The sequence below is a fragment of the Shewanella nanhaiensis genome, from assembly GCF_019457885.1.
In the GTDB taxonomy this organism is placed as follows: Bacteria; Pseudomonadota; Gammaproteobacteria; order Enterobacterales; family Shewanellaceae; genus Shewanella; species Shewanella nanhaiensis.
The window spans coordinates 163,217-183,814 of the sequence record NZ_JAHZST010000001.1 but is presented as its reverse complement, the minus strand read 5'-3'; the positions used below and the strand labels follow the sequence as shown (position 1 = coordinate 183,814).

The following is a 20,598-nucleotide window of genomic DNA, read 5'->3' as shown; positions in this document are numbered from 1 at the left end:
GTCAATTGAGTACATAACTCAAATAGATAACAATACTGCTAAGGGATAGATGTAATGAATAAGAAGATTTTAGCCTTGTTAATTCCAACGCTGTTGGCTACAGGCACTGCACAGGCCGCCGAGATCTACAAAGATGACCAGAACAGTATCAACATGATGGGCTGGCTAGGTTTTGCAGCACTCAATGATGGCTCTGATACCGCTGTGGTAGACAATTTTTCTCGCATCGGCTTTCGGTTCGATCGTCAGGAAAAAAACGGTTGGCGTAGCTTTGCTCATACAGAGTGGGGGATCAACATGGTCACCAGTGATGACAGTCTCACCTATGAGGGCGGCCAGCTTGGCGCTGAAAAAAACTCAGACTTTCTTTTTAACCGATTAGGTTATGTAGGACTCTCCCATGATAGGTGGGGAACTCTTACGTTTGGTAAACAGTGGGGCGCATACTACGATGTGGCATATACCACAGATGTGCTGAATGTCTTTACTGGTTATTCTGTGGGGGCTTATACATTTGGTGATGGTGGGTTAACTGGTGCAGGGCGTGCCGATTCAGCTTTTATCTACCGTAACTCCTTAGGCAGTCTCGACATTGCCGTTCAGTATGCCGCGAAACAAAATGGGGATGTCGCGCTTTTTGATAAAGATGGAATGGCCATTGATGATGGTTCTCATGTGAGCTTTGATACGAGTTATGGTGCGAGTTTAACTTATCACTTCAGCGATAAGTTTAAGGTACTTGCTGGATTTAATCGTGGTGATTTTGAGGGGAATCTAGCCGGTGTTGATGTGGATGACACTAACGAAATTATCGGTATTGGTGCGCAGTATGGCTCATTTTATCAATATGCACCGAACCGTGAAGCCGATGGTTTATATGTTGGTTTCAACGCTCATCAGAGTAAGCAAAATGAGCTGGTTGCTGGGCAGCTTTATGACTCAACAGGGGGAGAGTTCCTCATTGCTTACCAATACGAGAATGGATTCGTTCCTAGCTTCCTGATTTCATATCAGGACTTAGACACAGATGAGACTAAGGCGATACAGGGTCAGTGGACTCGTCAATTTGCTGTGCTAGGTCTACATTACCGTTATAGCAGAGATACAGTTATGTTCGTTGAGGCCAAGATTGATTTCAGTGAGATGGATGATAAGAGCTTCGAAGTCCTGCAAGATAATAACTATGCAGTTGGTATACGCTACTTCTTTTAGTGGATGCTTTTAAAGTAAAAATCCATCTTCTATGAAGGTGGATTTTTTTGTCTCTTGATAAGCAAAGTAATACTAACACAATCCCAGCTTTTTCATTTTACTCTTAAGCGTGTTTGGGTTGATATCCAAAAGCTCAGCAGCTCCACCTGTGCCATAGAGTTTTCCACCCGTTATCCGCATCGCATGGGCAATATATTTAGAGATCATGGTGTCTAGTGGCACAAGTTTATCCGATGCATGGCTAGGGTCCACCACTATGGTTTCCCCCGATTTTATCTCAACTTCTCCCTCTTGTTTTACATGGAGGAAATCAAAATTCAGTGGCCCTTCAGGTGATTGAATCATCGCTCTTTCGATCACATTGATAAGCTCCCTGACATTACCTGGCCACTGATATTGGTTGAGACTTTCAAGCTGCTCAGGTGAGACTCTTGGAAGCTTATTTAAGTTAAGCTTTGCGCAAAGCAGTTCCAGAAAGTGCTGTACCAGCAGAGGAATGTCTGATCTGCGTTGACGCAGTGAGGGGATCTCGATGGGAAAAATGGCTAAACGGTACCAGAGATCTTCACGAAACTCCCCCTTGTGGACCATGGCTTTTAGGTTTCTGTGGGTCGCGGCAATCACACGAATATCCAGTTGAACATTCTCATAGCCGCCTACACGGGTGATGGTACTGTTTTGCAAGACACGTAACAGCCTAACTTGAGCGGAGAGAGGCAGCTCACCTATCTCATCGAGAAAGATTGTCCCACCGTTTGCCTGCTCAAAATGTCCCTCTTTACGATGTTCAGCTCCTGTAAAAGCACCTTTCTCGTAACCAAAGAGCTCTGAGTCTATCAGGCTCTCAGGAATTGCGCCGCAGTTGACCTTGATAAAGGGACGCTCGACTCGAGGAGAGAGCTCATGCACTGCATTAGCAATCACCTCTTTACCGCTGCCAGTTTCACCCTGTAACAGGACCGTAGTATTAAGCTTAGCTATGGCTTTTACCTGCTGCATCACTTTATTGAGTCCAGCTTCACCTCCGACAACACCATTAGGGGTAAAGATGGCGCGTTTTAGAGAGCGGTTTTGCTCGGTTAAGCTTTGATTCGCTTTTAACAGATTTCTATCTTTGAGATTGAACGCGGTTATCAAGGAGAAAGTATGCATGTGAGGCGCAATCATATCAGCATGCTTAGTGCGAAATACGCTTGCCGTTTTCGAATAGAAACCAACTATACCTAAATGAGTATTCCCAGAGACCATACGCAGTAAAATAAGTGATTTTATTTCAGGTATGACTTTAGGGGCGACAAACTTTGTCACCATATCCTGATGAATATCATTCACTATTTTTATTATTGGTCTATCGGATTGCCGAAGTGTGTCCTCCATCTCTGCTGAGATCTGGATCTGGGTATTAAGCGCGCTGGCTTGTTGCTCGTTTACGTGAGCTAGAAACTGTATATCACTGAATTCAGGTCTATAGATATTGAGGTAGATCCCATCAATGGGGATGTGTTGCTTCACTATTTCGAAGTAGCGCTGTAGAGAAATCTCTAGATCTAGGCTGCTACATAGTTCCTGAGTGGCGTCGTAATAGAGTTTCTTTTCCATTGATATTTCATAGTTATCACGAAGTTTCGTGATTGTAGATCATTATATATCGTGATTCTGTGTCCCTGTTCATAAATTCCCTATAGCTCATCCCTTTTTAGGTAGTTGGCATGGCCGCTGCACTCTTATGTTTATCAAACAGGCGGTGAATGCCGTCAGGTTTTAAGCATTCAAGCTGTTAAGGGTGATAGAGAATGAGTGATGAAAAAGGATTGAACCAGAGTCGGCGTCAACTACTGAAAGGTGGCGCTGCCATGGCCGTTGCAGGCATTGGGAGTGTCGTTGCGGGAGCAGCTTCAGCCGCCTGCGTGTCAGATGAAAAGGTGATGTTCGATGAGGTTGTCGACGTCATCGTTGTTGGTAGCGGATTTGCGGGGATGTCAGCCGCACTTCAGGCGCGTGAGTCGGGAGCCAGTGTCATGGTGATCGACAAAATGCCGGTGTTTGGTGGTAACTCAACCATTAATGGAGGGGCGATGGCGGTAGCGGGTTCTCCTTTGCAAAAGAGAGAGGGGATAGAGGACTCGGTCGACACTATGGTGGCTGACATGTTGGAGTCTGGCCGCGGCATGAATGATGTTGAGATGCTTAAGCTTGTGTGTAATGGCACGGCTGAGTCTTGCGAATGGTTGACAGAGCATGGTGTTAAGTGGAAACCCTTTGTGCAGCACTTTGGTGGACACTCTATTCCTCGTGTGTTGCAAACCGTTGAAAGCTCTGGTGCAGGCATTATTCGTCCCTTAGTGAGTGCGGCGAAAAAGCAGGGCATCCATATGAGAAAACAGACCAAGCTCGAATCTTTTATCAAAAATGATGAAGGACGCGTGATCGGGGTTCAAGTTCGTGAAGGATATTATTTTCCGAAAGAGCGAACAGGTAAGATGCGCAATTTAGGGGCTAGAAAAGGCGTGATCATGGCGACAGGTGGTTTTGGCCGTGATATCGAATATCGCCAGATGCAGCAGCCAGAAATGAACAGTGAACTGGACTCGACCAACCACGCTGGTGCGACCTCAGAAGCGCTCAAGCAGATGATGTTGATTGGTGCTAATCCCATTCATTTAGATCAAATTCAGCTCGGTCCTTGGGCTTCTCCCGACGAGAAAGGCTTTGGCACCGCATCTCAATTCAACACTATTGCGACATACCCAAGTGGCATTGTGGTTGATTCTCGCACGGGTGAACGATTCTTCAATGAATTGGCCGACCGTAAAGCTCGTGCTGACGCCATCATGACTCGCCGTGACGATAAAGGTCATCCTGTTTATCCGATAGGTTTCACTAACGCCGAAGGGGCAAAGGACGCACAAACCTTAGATTGGGGACTTAAGTACAAGGTGATCCAGAAGGCTGAAACATTAGATGAGCTAGCCAAGCTCTACGGTATTCCCGCCAAAGCATTAATCGCTCAGGTTGCGCGCTGGAACAAGGCGGTAGCAGCGGGAAAAGATGGTGAGTTTGGCCGCCCTATGCAAAAGGCGATGAAGTTAGAGCAGGGCCCTTGGTACGGGGTGCGTATGTGGCCAAAAGTGCACTATTGCATGGGAGGTGTTCGGGTCAATACCCATTCACAAGTTCTTCATCTAGTGACAGATAAACCCATTGAGGGCTTGTTTGCTGCAGGTGAAGCGACTGGTGGAATTCATGGTGCTAGCCGTCTCGGAGCTTGCGCGGTGGCAGAAGGTGTCGTCACAGGCCGGAATGCAGGACGGATCTGTTCTGAGGCTCAAAGGATCAGGTTACTTGAGTCTTAGGAAATACGCTCTTGGATCTAATCGAAATTTAATCGCTTTCAAAAGCGTAATGGAAAAGATGATGAATAATAGCAAACAGATGGTATTGGCAGCTGCAGTCTTTAGCCTGCTTTCAGGCAGCGCAATGGCGATGAACAGTGTTGTGCTCGATGGCCAACACCTGACACAAGATCAAGCGTGGGCGATTGCCGATGGTGCAGAGGTGAAAATAGCTGCTCAAGCTAAAAAGCAGCTAGGAAAGGCACACTCATTGTTGATGGATGCGGCTCGGTTGGGTAAACCTGTGTATGGGTTAACTGTCGGAGTGGGTCTTAACAAGGATCATAAACTTTTCTCCGCAAATGGAGAGCTAAGTGATGAAGTGATTAAAGCGTCTAAATCATTTAACTACAGTACATTGAGAGCTCACAGCGCTGGGATTGGTGAGGCGATGCCAGTGCGATTAACCCGAGTAGCCTTGGCGGTAAGATTAAACACTATCTTATCGGGGCATACGGGAGTTCAGCCCTATGTGGCCGAGCTATATCAGGCATATTTGAATGAAGGGATAACGCCGGTTATTCCGTCGCGTGGTACCGTTGGTGAGGCGGATATTCTACTCTCATCCCATGTCGGGCTTGCCATGATAGGTGAGTGGGATGTGATCTATAAAGGCAAGCGAGTCAGCAGTGCCAGTGCCATGAAAGCGGAAGGGATAAAGCCGCTTGATCCTGTTGGTAAAGACGCGCTCTCTATTTTGTCGAACAACTCGGTGGCGGTGAGTTATGCGATGAAAGGCTACCGTGATGCAGCTAAATTGATTGAGGTTACACCTACGGTATTTGGGCTAAGCCTAGAGGGCTTAAACGGAAATATTGCACCATTTTTGCCACAAACCAACAATATTCGCCCATTTCCTCATGTTAAAGAGGCCACGTCTGAGATCTTAACTGAGCTAGATGGTAGCTATCTGTGGGATATTGATGGTGAGCGCTCCTTGCAAGATCCATTAAGTTATCGCACTACAGCTTACACCTTGGCCAGCGCAAAGGACGCATTAGCCGACTTAGGTAAAGTGATTGAGATACAGATCAATCATTCAGACGATAACCCAGCTGTCGTGATGGGTGCAGGTAGTGAGTTTGCTCAACACTCTCAGGTCGGCAAATACCTCGTTGAAGGTAAAGGGGGAGTATTTCCTACCACTAATTTCGAGCCACTTCCTGTGGCGTTAGCGACTCAGCAGTTAAGCATAGCGCTGACTCATCTATCCCATAACAGTGCGATGCGCACAATTCATCTCTCTGATGATCACTTTACTCATCTGCCGCGCTTTTTAAGTGCGCCAGGTAATAACGGCCACGCATTCGGCGCTATCCAGAAGACCTTTGTTGATATGCAGGTTAGAAACAAGATGTTGGCCAATCCTGTGTCATTTGATGGCATCGCGATTGCGGGTAATATCGAAGATACCTTTACTAACCTTAAGTTTGCATCAGACAACTTAATTCAAATTGTCGATAACACCAATATGATGTATGGCTTAGAGCTGCTTCACTCTACTCAGGCTGTTGATTTACGTATGTTGGCTAATCCCAAGCTTAAACAAGGTAAGGCGACAAAAGCTATGTATCGCTCCTACCGCAAGCAGGTGCCTTTTGTGAAAGTAGACCGTTCCTTCACTCCGGATATTAAAGCGTCTCATGATTTTATCATGAACTATTAAACCGCTTTATCACACACTTCTAAGATACTTCAGGGGAGTCATCTCCCCTATAAAAGCAGGATTGTAAGATGTTTAAAAATTTATCAGCTCTATCACTAACACTGTTTATCGCTTTTGCCTTGGTGGTACCAGCTGCCAATGCGATGAAATTAAAAGAGTATCATCAGGAGATTATGACAGGTGACGATGGCAAGGTTGAGTGCGCGGCCTGTCATGGTGATGCCAAGCGTAAAACCATACCTGAGGTGAGTGCGTGTGAAGCCTGCCATGGTACATCAGATGATGTAGCCGAGCTAACTAAACGCCCAGCAGATGCAGGCCACAGTGTGGAGCCAAACCCTCATGACAGCCTGCATTACGGTACTGAGCTTGCGTGTAGTTACTGTCATCAAGAGCACAAGGAGAGCAAGGTTTACTGCAACCAATGTCATGAGTTTGAATACCCAGATATGAAACGCTAATTAAGTGAAAGTCTGCCTTACCTTAGTACTAAGCTTCCATTAAAAATATAGTACTAAGGAGCCGCATCTAACGTCTCGTTTTGGGTGCGGTATTTTTATCTTAGCTCAGTAAGCGCAAAAGAGTCTCTTCACCTCATCCCATATTTAAAAAATCTATGTCCCCATTTTGAACTGATCTTTTGATAGTTTGCGCTTGGTTAACTGGGAAAAGAGAGTGGGATTGAATTTTTGGCTGCGAACTTGTTTATCTGTATCAAGTTTTTGAGATAAACCCTCTGATTTTCAGTGATGTAGAACTCAAAAATTCACTGATTATTTATTAAGTTGCGCAGGCTAACATTCCTATGTTTATCGGTCGTGATAATCTGCGATGAGGCGTTATGAAAGCTTATATAAAAAATAGAGATAAGCTTAAATATCAGTCAATTAAGCATCGGTATGATGAAAAGATAAAGGGTGAAGTTTGGATGAAAAAAATATTCTTAGCAGGTCTTGTCAGTTGTGTATTTGCAGGCTCAGCTATGGCTGATACGTTAGAAACTGATGACGCTATTGGAATGGCAAGTTTAATGATGTGCAGTACATTCTACAGTGAAAATGAGATGGTGATTGAGGGGACGATAGTCAATCGCTCTATGTCTGCACATAGAGACGCTGGCATAGATGAGATGATTATGACCCCAGAAACATCGGCTAACTTAGATAAATATGTAGCTCAGTTTCAAGCCGCAGATAAAGAGCAGAGTATGAAGTTGTGTGATGCCGCGCTGAAATATGCTCGCGAGAGTAACTTTGTAAAATAGTGAAAAAAGCCTTCGAATGAAGGCTTTTGTGTTTCTGCTTATGGACCTTTAAAGATTCAGTTTTACTTCTTAACTGGCTTCACATAGGGAAACTGCGTAGGGTGACGATTAAAGGTATTAGCATTGTCGCTGACCTTTCTGCCGACAAAGATGCTGAGTGCTGCATCCATCGCATCATCACTGGGTTTACGACCATTGATCTTCTCGAATGTGTAAGCCGCTTCTGTTCCCACGCTGTATGGGATCATATCGGGGAGCAGTTTTGCTGCAACAGAGTCAGCGTATTCAACCGGATTTGGCAGCTTTTTATCGAGCGTCACCGCGCGCAACACTGTGCCGGAAACCGCATAAGCCCGAGTCGAGTCTGAGTCTGGGCGGTGTTGAGTATGCTCAGATATCTCCATCTTATTATTGACCATAAACATATGTGTCATTAGGGGATGAGCGAGTCTGTTCACCTGTACCCACTGATCCACATTGTACATAGCTGTGCTGGCATAAACATAAATCTGCTTAGGCAGCATCTTGTTGGGGATCTCAACAAGAATGACGCTGCTCTGAAAGTCTTTAAAAAGATCGACGCCTTTATCAAAAGATGACAGTGCCAATTGGCCCTCTCCAAGCAGTTTTGTCATAAAGCCAATAATGCCTTCAGAGTTACCGACAAAGGTGTCGTGTGCTGCGCCTGACCAGACTCGTATGCCGTTGTTAAATTTAGCTTCTTTTCCTACGCTTGCTCTACCAAACTCCTTGCCTTTGGTTCCTACCGCTTGATTAGCACCATCGGCTATGCCGAAGACTAATTTACCTTTATCCAGATAGGCTGTAATTGTCATCCCTGCTTTTTTAAACGCCTTATCGCTGGCGATATGAAAGTTATATACGCCATTTTCACCGAAAGCGGCACTGCCGTCTTTACCGGTTGTTGGGTTGATGTTCATCATAAAGGCGGTATAACCACTCTTTTCAGACTCAAAGACAAACATATCAGTCAAATCAAACTGCGGATATTTGATTGATAACTCACTTTCAAAGTGGTGGCTAGCAAAGACAGGTGTCATCTGAAAGGCAATGCCTGTCAGTAAAACTAATGCACTGGTTATTAATCCTATTTTTAATCTGTTGATATAAGCGGGCATGTCATATTCCTTATTGAGTTGTTTAAAGTATTTCCCTTAGACGCTACTGAACAACAAAATCAATAACTGGCTTGCAGGGTTATATTAAACACCTTTATCTATTCATGTTCATCTATTTTGGATATTTGTGCTGCCTTGTCGCGTTAAGCAAGACCTTTAAGGTGTGGTGCTTTTTGGCTCAAAGCATATTTCGTGGTTAGTTCAAAATGAGTCCTGTATGGCATAAGTTACATAAACATCATTATTTGGGATATTTTTCGGACTATCCATGATGTATAGGGTATCTTTTATGTCTGATCGTACATTCTGTGTCTGACACTGGGGGAGGGGATCTCTATATGAACATGACCAACAGCAATCTTGAGCTTAATGGTGTGAGGGATCTCACCGTAGAAGAGGCACCATACTTAGACGTACTTTCCGATGTACTGCGCATGATTCGGTTATACGCAAGCAGCTATTATTGCGCTGAGTTCTCATCCCCATGGGGGATCGATGAGCCTCAGGCCGAGTGCGGCACATTTCATGTGGTGATACGCGGTAGTGCCTGGTTGATGACTGAGGAGTTAACCACGCCTATTTTTCTGTCGACCGGTGATATTATTGCGTTTCCCACAGGCTCCCCCCATCAAGTGAGTGAGCAGCCGGACAGTCAACTCATGTCAGGAGGCGAAGTGCTAGAGAAGATAAGGTCGAACAGGAGTCCCTTTACCGATGGACAGAGTGTGGTGACACTCTTGTGCGGCTACTTTCAGTATCAAACTGATACTCGTTTGCCTCTATTGCGTGATCTGCCCTCCATGTTGCATATCAAAACAGAGGAGGAGCCAGAACTTGCTTGGCTTAATCACCTAGTCAAAACCCTTGCCTATGAGTCTCGCTCGCTTCAGCCTGGTAATGCCGTGGTTGTGGATCGTCTTACTGAAGTATTGGTGATCCAGCTATTGCGTTGGCATATGAGGCATCAGCGAAATACGCCTGGTTACTTTCAGGCTTTAGGTGATGATAAGCTCAGCCACGCATTGAGCTTGATCCATCAAGATCCTGGGAGAGCTTGGACTGTGGAGTCCTTAGGTCGTGCAGTCTCTATGTCGCGCACCTCTTTTGCTAATCGCTTTCAATCTATCATAGGTATGACGCCACTGGCTTATCTAAGTCAATGGCGCATGCACATCGCCTACGGGCTGCTTGCTGAGGGGGAACTCTCTATGCTGAGTATTGCCGAACAGGTAGGCTATAAATCGGAAGCGTCATTTGGTAAGGCATTTAAGAAGATAGTGGGGATCAGTCCAGGCAAAGTCACTAAGCGCTGAATATAAGGTTAACCTTAGTGCCTACTCAGCTTCGAGGATCTGTTACACTCGTTTGGAGACTTTTAACTTAAGATCAATTTGTTATGCAGCGTCCACCATTACGCCAAGCCAAAACTATCGATAATGTTTTTAATAGTGCTTATTGGCATCTTAGTCAGCAAGATTTCACCATCAATGAGATCCGCATTAAGCTTGAACGTAAAACTGATAATCAAGAGTGGATTGACACTGTACTGGCTAAGTTAATCGAGAGTGGTTACCTGAAAAGTAACTTTGATTTTGCTCTTCGCTATTGCGAGCTTGCCTTTAGTCATGAACTCGGTGCAGGAGCTATAAGGCGTAAATTACCGCTGCGTGGTATTCCAGCTGATGAGGTTGATGCCGCGATAGAGCAAGTGATGGATGAACAAAATATTGATGGGTTTGAGATGGCGACATCTAGGCTTTTAAGTCGCTTTGATAACTTTCACGGCACCAACAAGGAGAAAGTTTACACGCAGATGACTTCAAAAGGCTTCTCTCGAGTCGAGATAGACCATGCTTTATCTCAACACCCAGAGCGTGACACACTGCGTAGTAAATTAGCCGTAAAGGCCGATGAAGCTGATCTGGCAACAGAGATCATCAAACTTGCTAATAAAGGCAAAGGTGAAACATTGATACTGCAGGAGCTAAAGCAGCGATTGATCGATGTGAGTGATTTTGAACAAATCCTTTACCAATTAACACTTGCAGGGGATCTGGATCTCTATCAAAGCTGCAAAAATGAGCTGGCAAAAAAACGCTATGATCTATCGGATTATAAAGAGAAATCCAAAGCTTACGCTTACCTTTCCCGTAAAGGCTTTGGCAGTGATGAGATTAAAGAGGCGATGAAACTTGATGACGAGTAGCCTTCGAATGAAGGCTTATTACATTTCTTGAGTTGGTTCATTTCACTTTTTTGTATTGGCTAGGTTGTTGAAGGTCATACCTTCTGGATTGTTTATCACTTGCAGTGTGCTTACGTGCAGACACTTCTGCGAGACGCCGTAAACACCTCCATGTGGCTCTACAAAACATCCCTGTTTTGGAAGCTCGCAGACGCATCTACACCCATTTATTAATCTCTTCGATTTGGCTTTATTTGGTTGGAATTTGAAACTGATTTTTACACCAAAATTGGCTAACCTTCTAATGAAGATTGATTACATTTTTTGGTGTTAATTTGAGTGTTGATTGAACTTTCGCTGCAAATTTCTTCTTTGACCGTCATCCTGAACTAGCTTCAGGATCCAGTCTCAGAGTTTTTAGCTAAATGTGTATTGGGTGAGTAGTTGAAAGTCTGAGCTTCATTGTTATCTATTGCTTCCCAGCGGGGAATGTGCAGTTACTTCTGTGACACGACACAAGTATATCCCTATAGTCTCGACCGTGACATCTGATGTGAACGGATTCACAAATGCCGTGATGACATGGATGTCATAGAACGGCCATGCCACGGACGGTCACAGCCGCATCTGCACTTGCTAATTTTTCTCTTCGATTTAGTTTTACTTGGTTGGAATTTGAAACTGATTTTTACACCAAAATTGGCTAGCGTTCAAATGAAGGCTGATTACATTTGTTGATTAATATTCAGTTGTTTTGTTATTTGGTGGTCTGTTTGAAGGTCGTACCTTTATGGTTACCTATCGCCTCCAGCGGGGGAATGTGTAGTTACTTCTGCGAGACGCTGTGAAGCCATCCATGGCCGCTTTACGGTTTCATCCTTGAAACCGAAACTCGCAGCCGCACCTACACCTGTTCATTTACCTCTTCGATTTAGCTTTACTAGGTTGGGTTTCGTAACTGATTTTTGCCTCTTTATGCGTTATCTCCGGTAATTTGTTCTATGCAGCACTAACCTCTTTGTAATACTTTTTCTTATCAATTAGAAAGGCATGGGTTCCGTCTAACGACAACCTCTTAGTTCATCAGTGTTTGCACTTTTATACAGTAGTATCGGTTTTGTGCGGTTTATCTCTAAGTTTTGTGCAATCAGTTCACGGTTTGCTATTGAGTGAAAAGAGAAATAGGCGTAAATTCAGTAAGATGTAAGTGTGCGTTCATGAAAAGTTCAGATAACCGGAAAGAAAAGTGTGCGACTCACTTTTCTCCCTAGGTGTATTGGACACAATCTTAAGCGTAAAGGTTTAATAAGCTGTTATTAATGATTTTTTCAGGCTTTTTACTGTGCACGCTTTTTCAACATGGCTTGGCAAAACGCGCACGCCGTATATTAAAATGTTATGTTCCAAGGAAAGTATGAATACTGAATCGATAATAAATAAATTGGAGAGTATCGATTGGTCGCAGTACTGTGGTCCAGAGTACTATGACCCTGATACTGTCACGCCAGCGTTATTGTCCTTGCTATATCTAGAGAACCCATCTGAAGCAAATGATGTTGGAGATAAACTTTTATTTTCTATTGGAAATAATCATGCTGGAACTTACTACCCTGCAATCCTATCAGCACTTGAAATTATCATCGAGATCGAACAAGAGTCAAAAGAATCCATTCGTAAAACCTGCGCTGGTGCGGTTTTAGGTGATTTATCTAGTTTTGAGCCTGACCCTGATCTAGGAAATTACTCAGGCACTACTTTAGAAGAGCTATTAAAATATGCTCAAAATAAACTGGAACCATATAGTGACTAAACATAACAAAGCAAGGCACAACCGCACAGCAAGCTGTGCTGGACTCGCTCATTCTTCGCTCGCCCGTGCTTGCAGGCGTTATAACCCTAGGGGAAGTCTTGCTTAAATTTGACAAATTTGCACTGTACTTGATAATACCGTTGGTTATTATTTTGTTTATTGTCGGTATGGGGCAGGATTTTAGGCCAAACAAAAATCCATTTTTGAGCCTATTAGGAATAGTTTCTGCTGCAATTATTTCAGTTTATTGCTTTAGATATCAATTCTTCGTTTGGTTACCTAAGAATAAAACAAAGCGGTACTCAATTAAGTGGATTCTTAATTTATTTATTACTCTTTCTGTTATTCCTTTATTAGCTCTATTTTTCGGTAATATTGCATTTTCTTCAGGCGTAGGGAAAATATTAACATCTTTAATAGGTACCCCCTTAGAACCAACAATTGTAGAGGCTGAAGTTGTTTATGTTACTAATTCAAGAACGTGGTGTCATAAGTACCTTGAATCAGAAGCGCTAGGGGGTGGGACGATTGGAATTAAATTTTGCATTGATGATGATGTATATAATCACATCAGTAATTCAGTAGAACTTAAGCTTATTAGTAAGCAATCAAATTACGGATATTTAGTCGAGGAATGGAGTGTTGTCGGGTTATAACAAGCTGTTAAACAAGGACAAAATACAGTTGGATTTTGCTCCTTCGTCGCTTATTCTAGCCAACTATTTTATTGCCTCTTAATGAGGCGTTGAGGCTGTAGAATTATTCATTTTGAGTGCTATTTTGTCAGCTTTGTGTTGCTTGTTTTTAGCGCTATTTGGGGTCAGAGTAAAATAAGCTAAGTTACCTATATAGTCTTGTTATTTAATATAAAAGTCGACTGAAATCAGACCTTGAAGTACTACTGAAATGTTGAATGAACTAAGATACTTTATCTAATCAATGTTAGGTTTACTAGAGTGGTTACAAGTAAGCTTGCAGAAAGCAATTAGTTGAATTGAAATAATAATTTACAGTTGGCTAACCAAACACCAAACCAGCTCCATGAACCGAACTCAATAAAAGATATTTGAAACTTGTTATCACACAAGACAGCAAGCTTTTGTCCAAAAGTTAGTTACAAAAGAGTCTAACTCGAAGAGATGGTTAAATCGATGTAGATGCAGCTGTGGGCTTTGGTTTCAAGGATGAAACCGTAGAGCGGTCAGGGATGACTTCACAGCGTCCCACAGAAGTAGCTACATGTGAGGTCGTTCCTAGGCATCCTGCCTTCACGACATTGGTGTATCCAGCACGCCACCTGCTGCAAGCAATAAACATCAATAAAGTCATGGTATCCAACAACTAACCAAACACCAAACCAGCTCCATGAACCGAACTCAATAAAAGATATTTGAAACTTGTTATCACACAAGTTCCAAAATCTTGTTATCAGGCAAGTTCAAACATCTTGTTGTATGAATAAACTAACGCAACTGCTCACCTCGATTAAGCGCTATTAGCTTATCGAGAATATGCTCGCCATCCATGCGGATACCGTTGTGTTCATACTCTGAGGTTAACCAGTATTTCAGGTTTCCGACCTGCTTGGCGGTTTCCAAGCTGTAGCGCATCTCGACAAACATATCTTCGCTGTAGATGGCGGCGGCTACCGGGACTTGGTTGTTGGCTAAAGTGTCCAAGTTATAAAGCGTTGGCCAATTATTCTTAGTCGCTAATAGGTTCGCTGCGTGTTTTAGGGGCTTTAAGTTAGTAAACTGCTCAAAAAACCAGGGGTAGACCATCTCTCCGGTGAAGAGAAAAGGCTTGCCAAACTCGTAGTTAAACTCATCATATTGAGCGCGAACTCGCTGCGCTGACCAATTTGATGCACTGCGTTGGCAGTAGATGCTTTCATGGAGCAGAGCAAAAATTGGGTTAGTGTTAAAGTCTAATAAATGGCAGAAGTGAGCGAGGAAGAGTGGGTTTACATGGGTGCCTAAATCTGTCTCTATTAGCGCATGTTCAAGCAGGTAGTAAACAGACTCTGGACCTTGCTCCATGCCGATATTGATTCCTAGTAGCTGTAACATCTCGACGGTTAGTCGCTCACCAGTCGCGATGCGCACTTCGTGGTGTGTGAGATGTTCGGCCATCTGGGTAACTAACTCTTGGGCGTCACTAAAACGGGTGAAGAAATCGCGGTTTTTAGCCAGTACTCTTTGGTAAGTGGCTTGATATACCTCATCGGCTGTACGGGTCAGCGAAGGAACTCCCCCTGTGATATAAGCCTCTTTAACGCCCTCTGGGGCATCATTGAGGTATTTCAGGACACAAAATCCACCGAAACTTTGACCGAGAATGCTCCACTTTTGCCCTGGACAGAGCTGTTCACGGATAGCTTCTGCATCACGTATGATGTTATCGGCTCTAAAATGCGACAAGTACTCGGCTTGCAGTTCTGAGTTAAAGTGGGCCAAACTTAAATAGCTGACAGGGGTCGAAAGTCCTGTGCCACGCTGATCTAACAGCAGAACTCTGAACTCTGTTAAGGCGCGCTTTATCCAGCCACTGTTAGCTGCTGGCCTGATAGCGCCAAAACCTGGGCCACCTTGAAAGAAGACGAGAAAAGGGCGTTCGTTTGAATCTGTGTTTATGTCATTTGAGAGTAGCTCTCTGGCAAACACTTGGATCTTTTTACCTTGTGGATCATCATAGTTGAGCGGCAAGGTGAAGGTGTGTTTACGCGCTGACAAACCGGCAAGGGAGAGTTCAGGTTTCATGGTGGTCCTAAGGGGCTAACGTTTTATGATTAGATTGTATACAAAAAAATTGCTAGCTCCAAATGCCTTTTTAGCCGTTGAGATCAAGTTAGTGTGAATTTTTAGCAAGAGTTATTAGAGTATTCCTCTGAGTTGTCGTAATCTCTTAGGTTAATAAAAATTAAATTCAGCCATTGTATGTAGGCCTACTAATGAAGTATCAGATCATTCCTGTCACCCCATTTCAGCAAAACTGCAGCCTTGTGTGGTGTGACGAGACCATGAAAGCCGCTGTGATCGATCCCGGTGGTGATATTGACCGTATTTTGAGTGAGGTCAAAAAACTGGGTGTCTCTCTAGAAAAAGTCTTTTTGACTCATGGTCATATTGATCATGTCGGTGGCGCTAAACTACTTTCTGAACAGCTAAATATTCCGATTATTGGCCCCCATAAGGCTGATACCTTTTGGCTCGATAATTTAGTTGAACAGAGTCAGCATTTTGGCTTAAAGGCATGCGAGCCCTTCACCTCTACGCAATATTTAGAGGATGGAGATAGTGTCACTATCGGAAATTTAACACTTCAAGTATTACATTGCCCTGGCCATACACCTGGGCATGTGGTGTTTTTCTGTAAGAAGGCGAAAACCGCTTGGGTGGGAGATGTGTTGTTTCATGGCTCCGTTGGTCGAACCGATTTTCCACAATCGAACCATGATGATCTAATTTCATCGATCACTAAAAAGCTGTGGCCACTGGGCAGGGATGTGGAGTTTATTCCTGGCCACGGACCTATTTCGACCTTCGGCTCTGAGCGAGATCAAAACCCATTTGTGGCGGATCAACTCTTCGGTTAGTTTTTGATTGGTTTTGATTAGCTTTTGACTCGCTTTCGGATAGTTTTAAAGCGGGAGAGGGCCTCCTCCCGCTTAACTCTAAATTAGAGCCTCTATCTCGTCCGTCGTCTTACCCCAAGTGCCAGCAGTAAAAAACTGAATAATCCAATTGCACCTCCTGAGCTACCGTTTTCACTGGGTTCGGGAGTTGGGGCTACCGTTACTGTGACACTTTTCTCTGAGCTGTTATCTGTTTTACCATCACTGACCGTAAGTACTATGTTATAGGTTCCGGCTTGGGTATAGCTGTGTGTGAGTTGCAGTTTATCACTGCTGTTTCCATCACCCAGTTGCCACTGGTAACTGAGTGTATCCGCGTCGGGATCTGAGCTGGCGCTCGCATCGAGTTGACAGGCTAAGTGTGTGCAATTGGCGATAAAGCTGGCTTGCGGAGCTTGATTAACACCTAAGGTTAAATGTTGAGTTTTACTATGGCTTAGACCTTGAGGGTCGCTTACTGTCAAGGTTACTTCAACCTTATTATCGGTCAGTTCACTGCTGGAAAACTGATAACTGAGTTGAGGCTCGCTACTTGTGCCTGCGCCCAACTGCCACGCGTAGCTTAGGCTATCTCCCTCAGGGTCGGCACTGCTAGTGGCATCAAATTGGCAGGTAAACTCATCACATTGATAGCTAAAATTTGCCTGTGGAGCTTGGTTTGTTTGCGCTGGGATAACCTGAATGAACTGCGCCGAGAGTGCGCCCCATTGACCACTGGTATCTTTGGCTTTTAGGTAGAGGGTGTGCTGACCTAAGCTTAAATCATTGGCGTTGATCTCAAGCTCACCTTGCTCAGTTTTCTCATCAAATGATCCGTCAGAGGCACTAAGCAGTGTTGCCTGACCGCCATCCCAAGGTGCATCATCAATATAGAGTGCAACTTCTGAGATATCTTGAGTGGCTTCTGCATCGCCTCGTCTGCTGAACCTGTCATCGGATGCGGTAACCTTAAGGGTGATTCGATAGTTTTGTGCAATGGCATTGAGAGGCTGACCAACACTGCTGATCTCGGTAATATCGGGCCCCGATGGAATTAGATATGGCGCTTCGACGATTTTTGCCGCGTACTTTAATGCCTTAAGGTTATCCGGTAGCACCTTGTTATTATAGCTGCTGCAGCTTTGGAAAAAATCAGTGCCTAACTCGAAGGTCATGTGGGGAATGCCTAGCTCGCCATAGCTTAGGTTGTCACTGGTGCCATCTGTTGGATAAAGTCCAACACTTTGCATCGGCATATAGCCGTTAAAACGAGCGAGTTTTCTACCAAGTGTTCGCATCGCTGCGCCATTGGGGGCTAATGTGTTTGTGCCGCCCCAGGGCCATAGTACGAGCTCACTGTAGGAGTGAACATCGATATGCAGGCCTTGGGTAGTATCGGGCGCAGCATCGGTGCGATTTGGTCCCCTGTGATCACCAAATAGTGCTCTTACATAGGTTTCTACCGCTTGGGTTTCTGGCTCTGATCCCGCACTTGGGCCGCGAAAAGTCTCGCTACACTCATTACCGCTGGATCCTTGCTCTACGGTATTCCATCCCCAACTAAAATTACGGTTAAGATCGGTTCCTATCGCATTAGGATTACTGCCACAGTAGTTTTGGTTGGCGTTTTTGCGCCATAAAAGCCCGCCTTCGGCGCGTTTACGCCCGTCTGGATTCATATGCAGTAAAAGGTGGATCTCGTGTCTATCCAGTAGCCACTGACTGTCAGCATCACTATCGCGTTCATTAAGCAGATTCTTAGCAAACTGCAATACCAAAGGTGAAGTCGCATACTCCCTTGCGTGCATGGCGGCGTGGATAAAAAGTTTTGGCTTATCGCCTGTTACTTGGCTATTGGTGAGTTTTAACACGTTGAGATCATAGCCGCCATTGCCCGCCTGTTTTTGCCATGAGTCTCCAATGTCCTCTATGGTGGCAAAGTTTGGGTGTTGGCTCACGAGCTGCTCGATATCAGTTTGAGTCTCCTCGACTGTTGGGTAACAGCTATAGCCTGGGATCCCTGATAGGAGCTTGTTTTGGGAGGCGACTTTTTGTGGATAGAGGCTGGTGGGGTCTTCAACTTTAGCCATGCTGGTGGCAAAAGGTTTTATTCTGCTGAGCTCATCACTGGATAAGGGCACCCAAATTGCTCGCTGCGTTGGATCGGTTTTTATCTTCTCGTTGTGCAGTGTGATGTTCGCCTTTAGGAAAGTGCGCTCATCGGCAAAGGTGATTTTATAGGTCTGCTGACTGTTATCTATTGCCAGAGCCTGTGATTGAGCGAGAGAGCTAAAGATAAGGCCCGAGATAATGAGGCTTTTGGTGAGCCTGCTCAGTGTCATTCTTGCGGTTAAACGTACGATGTTTTCTGCTGTTTTCATTGCTATTTCTGCCATCTTTATCGGTAAACAGTTATCGGCAAACTGTTATCTGTACAAATAGTCGAAAGTCTCCAACCTTATTTATCACTTGGCGAAACTAGACTATTTCACTGCGTAACTTGTACAAACTAGCAACATATATCGCCTTTTGTAAGGGCTTTTTTAAGGTAAAGAGAGTAGGTCAAAGGTATGGCAACTCATCACAGAAACCTTTTGTAATGGATTCTTGCTTGTAATTGAGGTGACGTTTGGTAGCTTAGTTTTATGTTGTATAAAAATGAGATATACGGACATGTCCCATCATATAGAGGATATTCTCTCCCACTGGCAGACAGCCCCACATGATGAATGGGTGCTGGCGGTGATCACTAAAGTCACAGGTTCAGCATACCGTAAAGCAGGAGCTATGATGCTGTTTCACCCCCTTGGACGCTCTATTGGCTTGCTAAGTGGTGGCTGTTTAGAGGCGGATCTTCGTTGTCATGCACAGAGATCACTAGAGAAGCAGGAGGCTGTGTTGGTGCAGTATGATGCCAGCGATGAATCCGATGCCAGCTATCAATTAGGGTGCGGTGGTATCGTCGATATCATGCTTGTCCCCCTAAAACGAGAAAACCATTACCTGAATTTCCATCAGTTGTCTGAGCGTCTTTATCATGGCGGTCAGTTTTTCTATCAAATTACCTTGCCCCATAGAGACACTGCTCTTGCCAATGTTACGGCGAGCATCAATGCCTATGATGAGGTGAATTTTCCGGTGGATGATTTTAAACGCGCAGGCATTTTACATGCAGGACAAGCTGAGCTGATTATACCTTTGCGCTCCCGTTATCGGTTGGCGATTTTCGGCGGTGGCTTAGATGCTCAGCCAGTAGTCGCGATGGCCTTAAGTTTAGGCTGGCAGGTGGATCTGATTGATGAGCGTACAAGTTACGCGAGAAACCATGATTTCCCCGGTGCGAGAATATTTAAGCAATCGGTCGACACGCTTCCTGAACATTTTGAGTCCCATTTAGATGCCGTCATTATCATGCAGCATAACCTTGAGTTGGATGCTAAAGCGCTGTCAGTGGTTCACAAGATGGATAGGAGTGAGCACTTAAGTTATCTGGCGCTATTAGGGCCTGCTCATCGTCGTGAGCGAGTGCTGCAAAAAGCGGGGCTAAGTAAAAGTGATTTTAACTGCTTCTTCTCAGCGCCTGCTGGTTTTGCTCTGGGAGGCGAGCTACCGGAGTCGGTGGCTTTGAGTATTTTGGCTCAGTGTTATGGCGTCCTTCACGGTGCTAGGCAGATCCCCTTAGATAAGGTGATGGTTTGAGGACCTTGATTGTTTTGCTCGCCGCCGGCAGAAGCCGTCGTTTTAATGGGGTGAAACTGGCGCAAGCGATTGATAAAGAAGGGACAAGCGTACTTGCAGATAGCTACAGTAAACTCAGGGGCGTGGCTGACAAAGTGGGGGCGGAGCTACTGGTTATCTTAGGTGGACATCAAGAGCAACTTTTACCTCTGTTACCAGCGGGTGCTAAGTACCTTATTAACCCTGAGTTTGAAACAGGTTTATCCAGTTCTATTCGCTGCGCAGTGAATCATGGCGTTAAAGCGGAGGCTGACTCGCTACTGATAAGCTTAGCGGATCAGGTTGAGATCGCTGAAAGTGACTATCTAAAACTGTTTACAGCCCGAAGCGGGGCTCCTGTGTGTGCAACCTTTGATGAGCAACTCTCGGCGCCAGCGCTGTTTTATCGCGATGACTTCGATAAGTTAACGGCATTAACGGGCGATCGCGGAGCAAAGCCGATACTGCAGATGCTTAAGCAGGTTGGAAGGTTACAAACTGTTGAGATGAGCAGTGCACAAAGAGATATTGATACGCGAATTGAACTCGCAGATTGGCTGGATGCGAGGTCTTCGAGTCGAGAAAACCATAATAATTAAT

16 protein-coding genes are annotated in these 20,598 nt (G+C 44.7%); 12 read left to right on the top strand and 4 right to left on the bottom strand.

The window, feature by feature from the left end; translation table 11 throughout:
* Positions 1–54: 54 nt before the first annotated feature.
* A complete protein-coding gene (locus K0625_RS00700) occupies positions 55–1,212 on the top strand; it encodes a porin (protein WP_220107907.1) in 1,158 nt (385 codons plus the stop codon).
* A gap of 72 nt (positions 1,213–1,284) precedes the next feature.
* Here the strand turns inward: K0625_RS00700 and K0625_RS00695 are convergent, their stop codons facing one another.
* On the bottom strand, positions 1,285–2,811 hold the full coding sequence (locus tag K0625_RS00695; protein ID WP_220107906.1) for a sigma-54 interaction domain-containing protein: 1,527 nt from the start codon (positions 2,809–2,811) through the stop codon (positions 1,285–1,287).
* A 194-nt stretch (positions 2,812–3,005) separates the two neighbouring features.
* Between K0625_RS00695 and K0625_RS00690 the strand changes: the two genes are divergently transcribed.
* The 4 genes from K0625_RS00690 (at position 3,006) to K0625_RS00675 (ending at position 7,534) form a co-directional block, all read left to right on the top strand.
* Positions 3,006–4,565: a flavocytochrome c gene (locus tag K0625_RS00690; RefSeq protein WP_220107905.1), complete on the top strand. Its 1,560-nt coding sequence runs from the start codon at positions 3,006–3,008 to the stop codon at positions 4,563–4,565.
* A 61-nt stretch (positions 4,566–4,626) separates the two neighbouring features.
* Positions 4,627–6,270, top strand: coding sequence for an HAL/PAL/TAL family ammonia-lyase (locus K0625_RS00685; protein WP_220108169.1), 1,644 nt, complete (start codon positions 4,627–4,629; stop codon positions 6,268–6,270).
* Positions 6,271–6,338: 68 nt separating this feature from the next.
* On the top strand, positions 6,339–6,731 hold the full coding sequence (locus tag K0625_RS00680) for a cytochrome c3 family protein (RefSeq protein WP_220107904.1): 393 nt from the start codon (positions 6,339–6,341) through the stop codon (positions 6,729–6,731).
* Between the two features lie 467 nt (positions 6,732–7,198).
* A complete protein-coding gene (locus K0625_RS00675) occupies positions 7,199–7,534 on the top strand; it encodes a hypothetical protein (RefSeq protein WP_220107903.1) in 336 nt (111 codons plus the stop codon).
* Positions 7,535–7,596: 62 nt separating this feature from the next.
* Here the strand turns inward: K0625_RS00675 and K0625_RS00670 are convergent, their stop codons facing one another.
* Positions 7,597–8,673, bottom strand: a complete 1,077-nt coding sequence (locus tag K0625_RS00670; protein WP_220107902.1) for a DUF4331 family protein — start codon at positions 8,671–8,673, stop codon at positions 7,597–7,599.
* A gap of 338 nt (positions 8,674–9,011) precedes the next feature.
* Between K0625_RS00670 and K0625_RS00665 the strand changes: the two genes are divergently transcribed.
* The 4 genes from K0625_RS00665 to K0625_RS00650 all read left to right on the top strand — a co-directional run bounded on the left by K0625_RS00665 (position 9,012) and on the right by K0625_RS00650 (position 13,324).
* The gene (locus K0625_RS00665) at positions 9,012–9,986 is read left to right on the top strand and encodes an AraC family transcriptional regulator (protein ID WP_220107901.1); all 975 of its coding nucleotides are present in this window, start codon (positions 9,012–9,014) and stop codon (positions 9,984–9,986) included.
* Between the two features lie 83 nt (positions 9,987–10,069).
* Complete coding sequence (locus tag K0625_RS00660; RefSeq protein ID WP_220107900.1) at positions 10,070–10,879, top strand: RecX family transcriptional regulator; 810 nt, start codon at positions 10,070–10,072, stop codon at positions 10,877–10,879.
* A 1,393-nt stretch (positions 10,880–12,272) separates the two neighbouring features.
* Positions 12,273–12,668 carry a hypothetical protein gene (locus K0625_RS00655; RefSeq protein WP_220107899.1) on the top strand — a complete coding sequence of 132 codons (396 nt, stop codon included), beginning with the start codon at positions 12,273–12,275 and terminating at the stop codon, positions 12,666–12,668.
* 98 nt (positions 12,669–12,766) lie between these two features.
* The gene (locus K0625_RS00650; RefSeq protein ID WP_220107898.1) at positions 12,767–13,324 is read left to right on the top strand and encodes a hypothetical protein; all 558 of its coding nucleotides are present in this window, start codon (positions 12,767–12,769) and stop codon (positions 13,322–13,324) included.
* Between the two features lie 807 nt (positions 13,325–14,131).
* Here K0625_RS00650 and K0625_RS00645 read toward each other — a convergent pair.
* Entirely contained in the window at positions 14,132–15,427 is a 1,296-nt protein-coding gene (locus K0625_RS00645; RefSeq protein ID WP_220107897.1) for an alpha/beta fold hydrolase, read from the bottom strand.
* Between the two features lie 191 nt (positions 15,428–15,618).
* Between K0625_RS00645 and K0625_RS00640 the strand changes: the two genes are divergently transcribed.
* Positions 15,619–16,263: an MBL fold metallo-hydrolase gene (locus tag K0625_RS00640; protein WP_220107896.1), complete on the top strand. Its 645-nt coding sequence runs from the start codon at positions 15,619–15,621 to the stop codon at positions 16,261–16,263.
* 92 nt (positions 16,264–16,355) lie between these two features.
* Here K0625_RS00640 and K0625_RS00635 read toward each other — a convergent pair whose 3' ends face one another.
* Positions 16,356–18,662 (bottom strand): M14 family zinc carboxypeptidase, encoded by a 2,307-nt coding sequence (locus K0625_RS00635; RefSeq protein ID WP_220107895.1) that lies wholly within the window; start codon positions 18,660–18,662, stop codon positions 16,356–16,358.
* A 292-nt stretch (positions 18,663–18,954) separates the two neighbouring features.
* Between K0625_RS00635 and K0625_RS00630 the strand changes: the two genes are divergently transcribed.
* Together K0625_RS00630 and K0625_RS00625 are read left to right on the top strand one after the other, a co-directional pair.
* Complete coding sequence (locus tag K0625_RS00630) at positions 18,955–19,980, top strand: XdhC family protein (RefSeq protein ID WP_220107894.1); 1,026 nt, start codon at positions 18,955–18,957, stop codon at positions 19,978–19,980.
* Positions 19,977–20,597, top strand: coding sequence for a nucleotidyltransferase family protein (locus K0625_RS00625; protein ID WP_220107893.1), 621 nt, complete (start codon positions 19,977–19,979; stop codon positions 20,595–20,597). Before K0625_RS00630 ends, K0625_RS00625 begins: the two co-directional genes overlap by 4 nt.
* Position 20,598 lies beyond the last annotated feature (1 nt).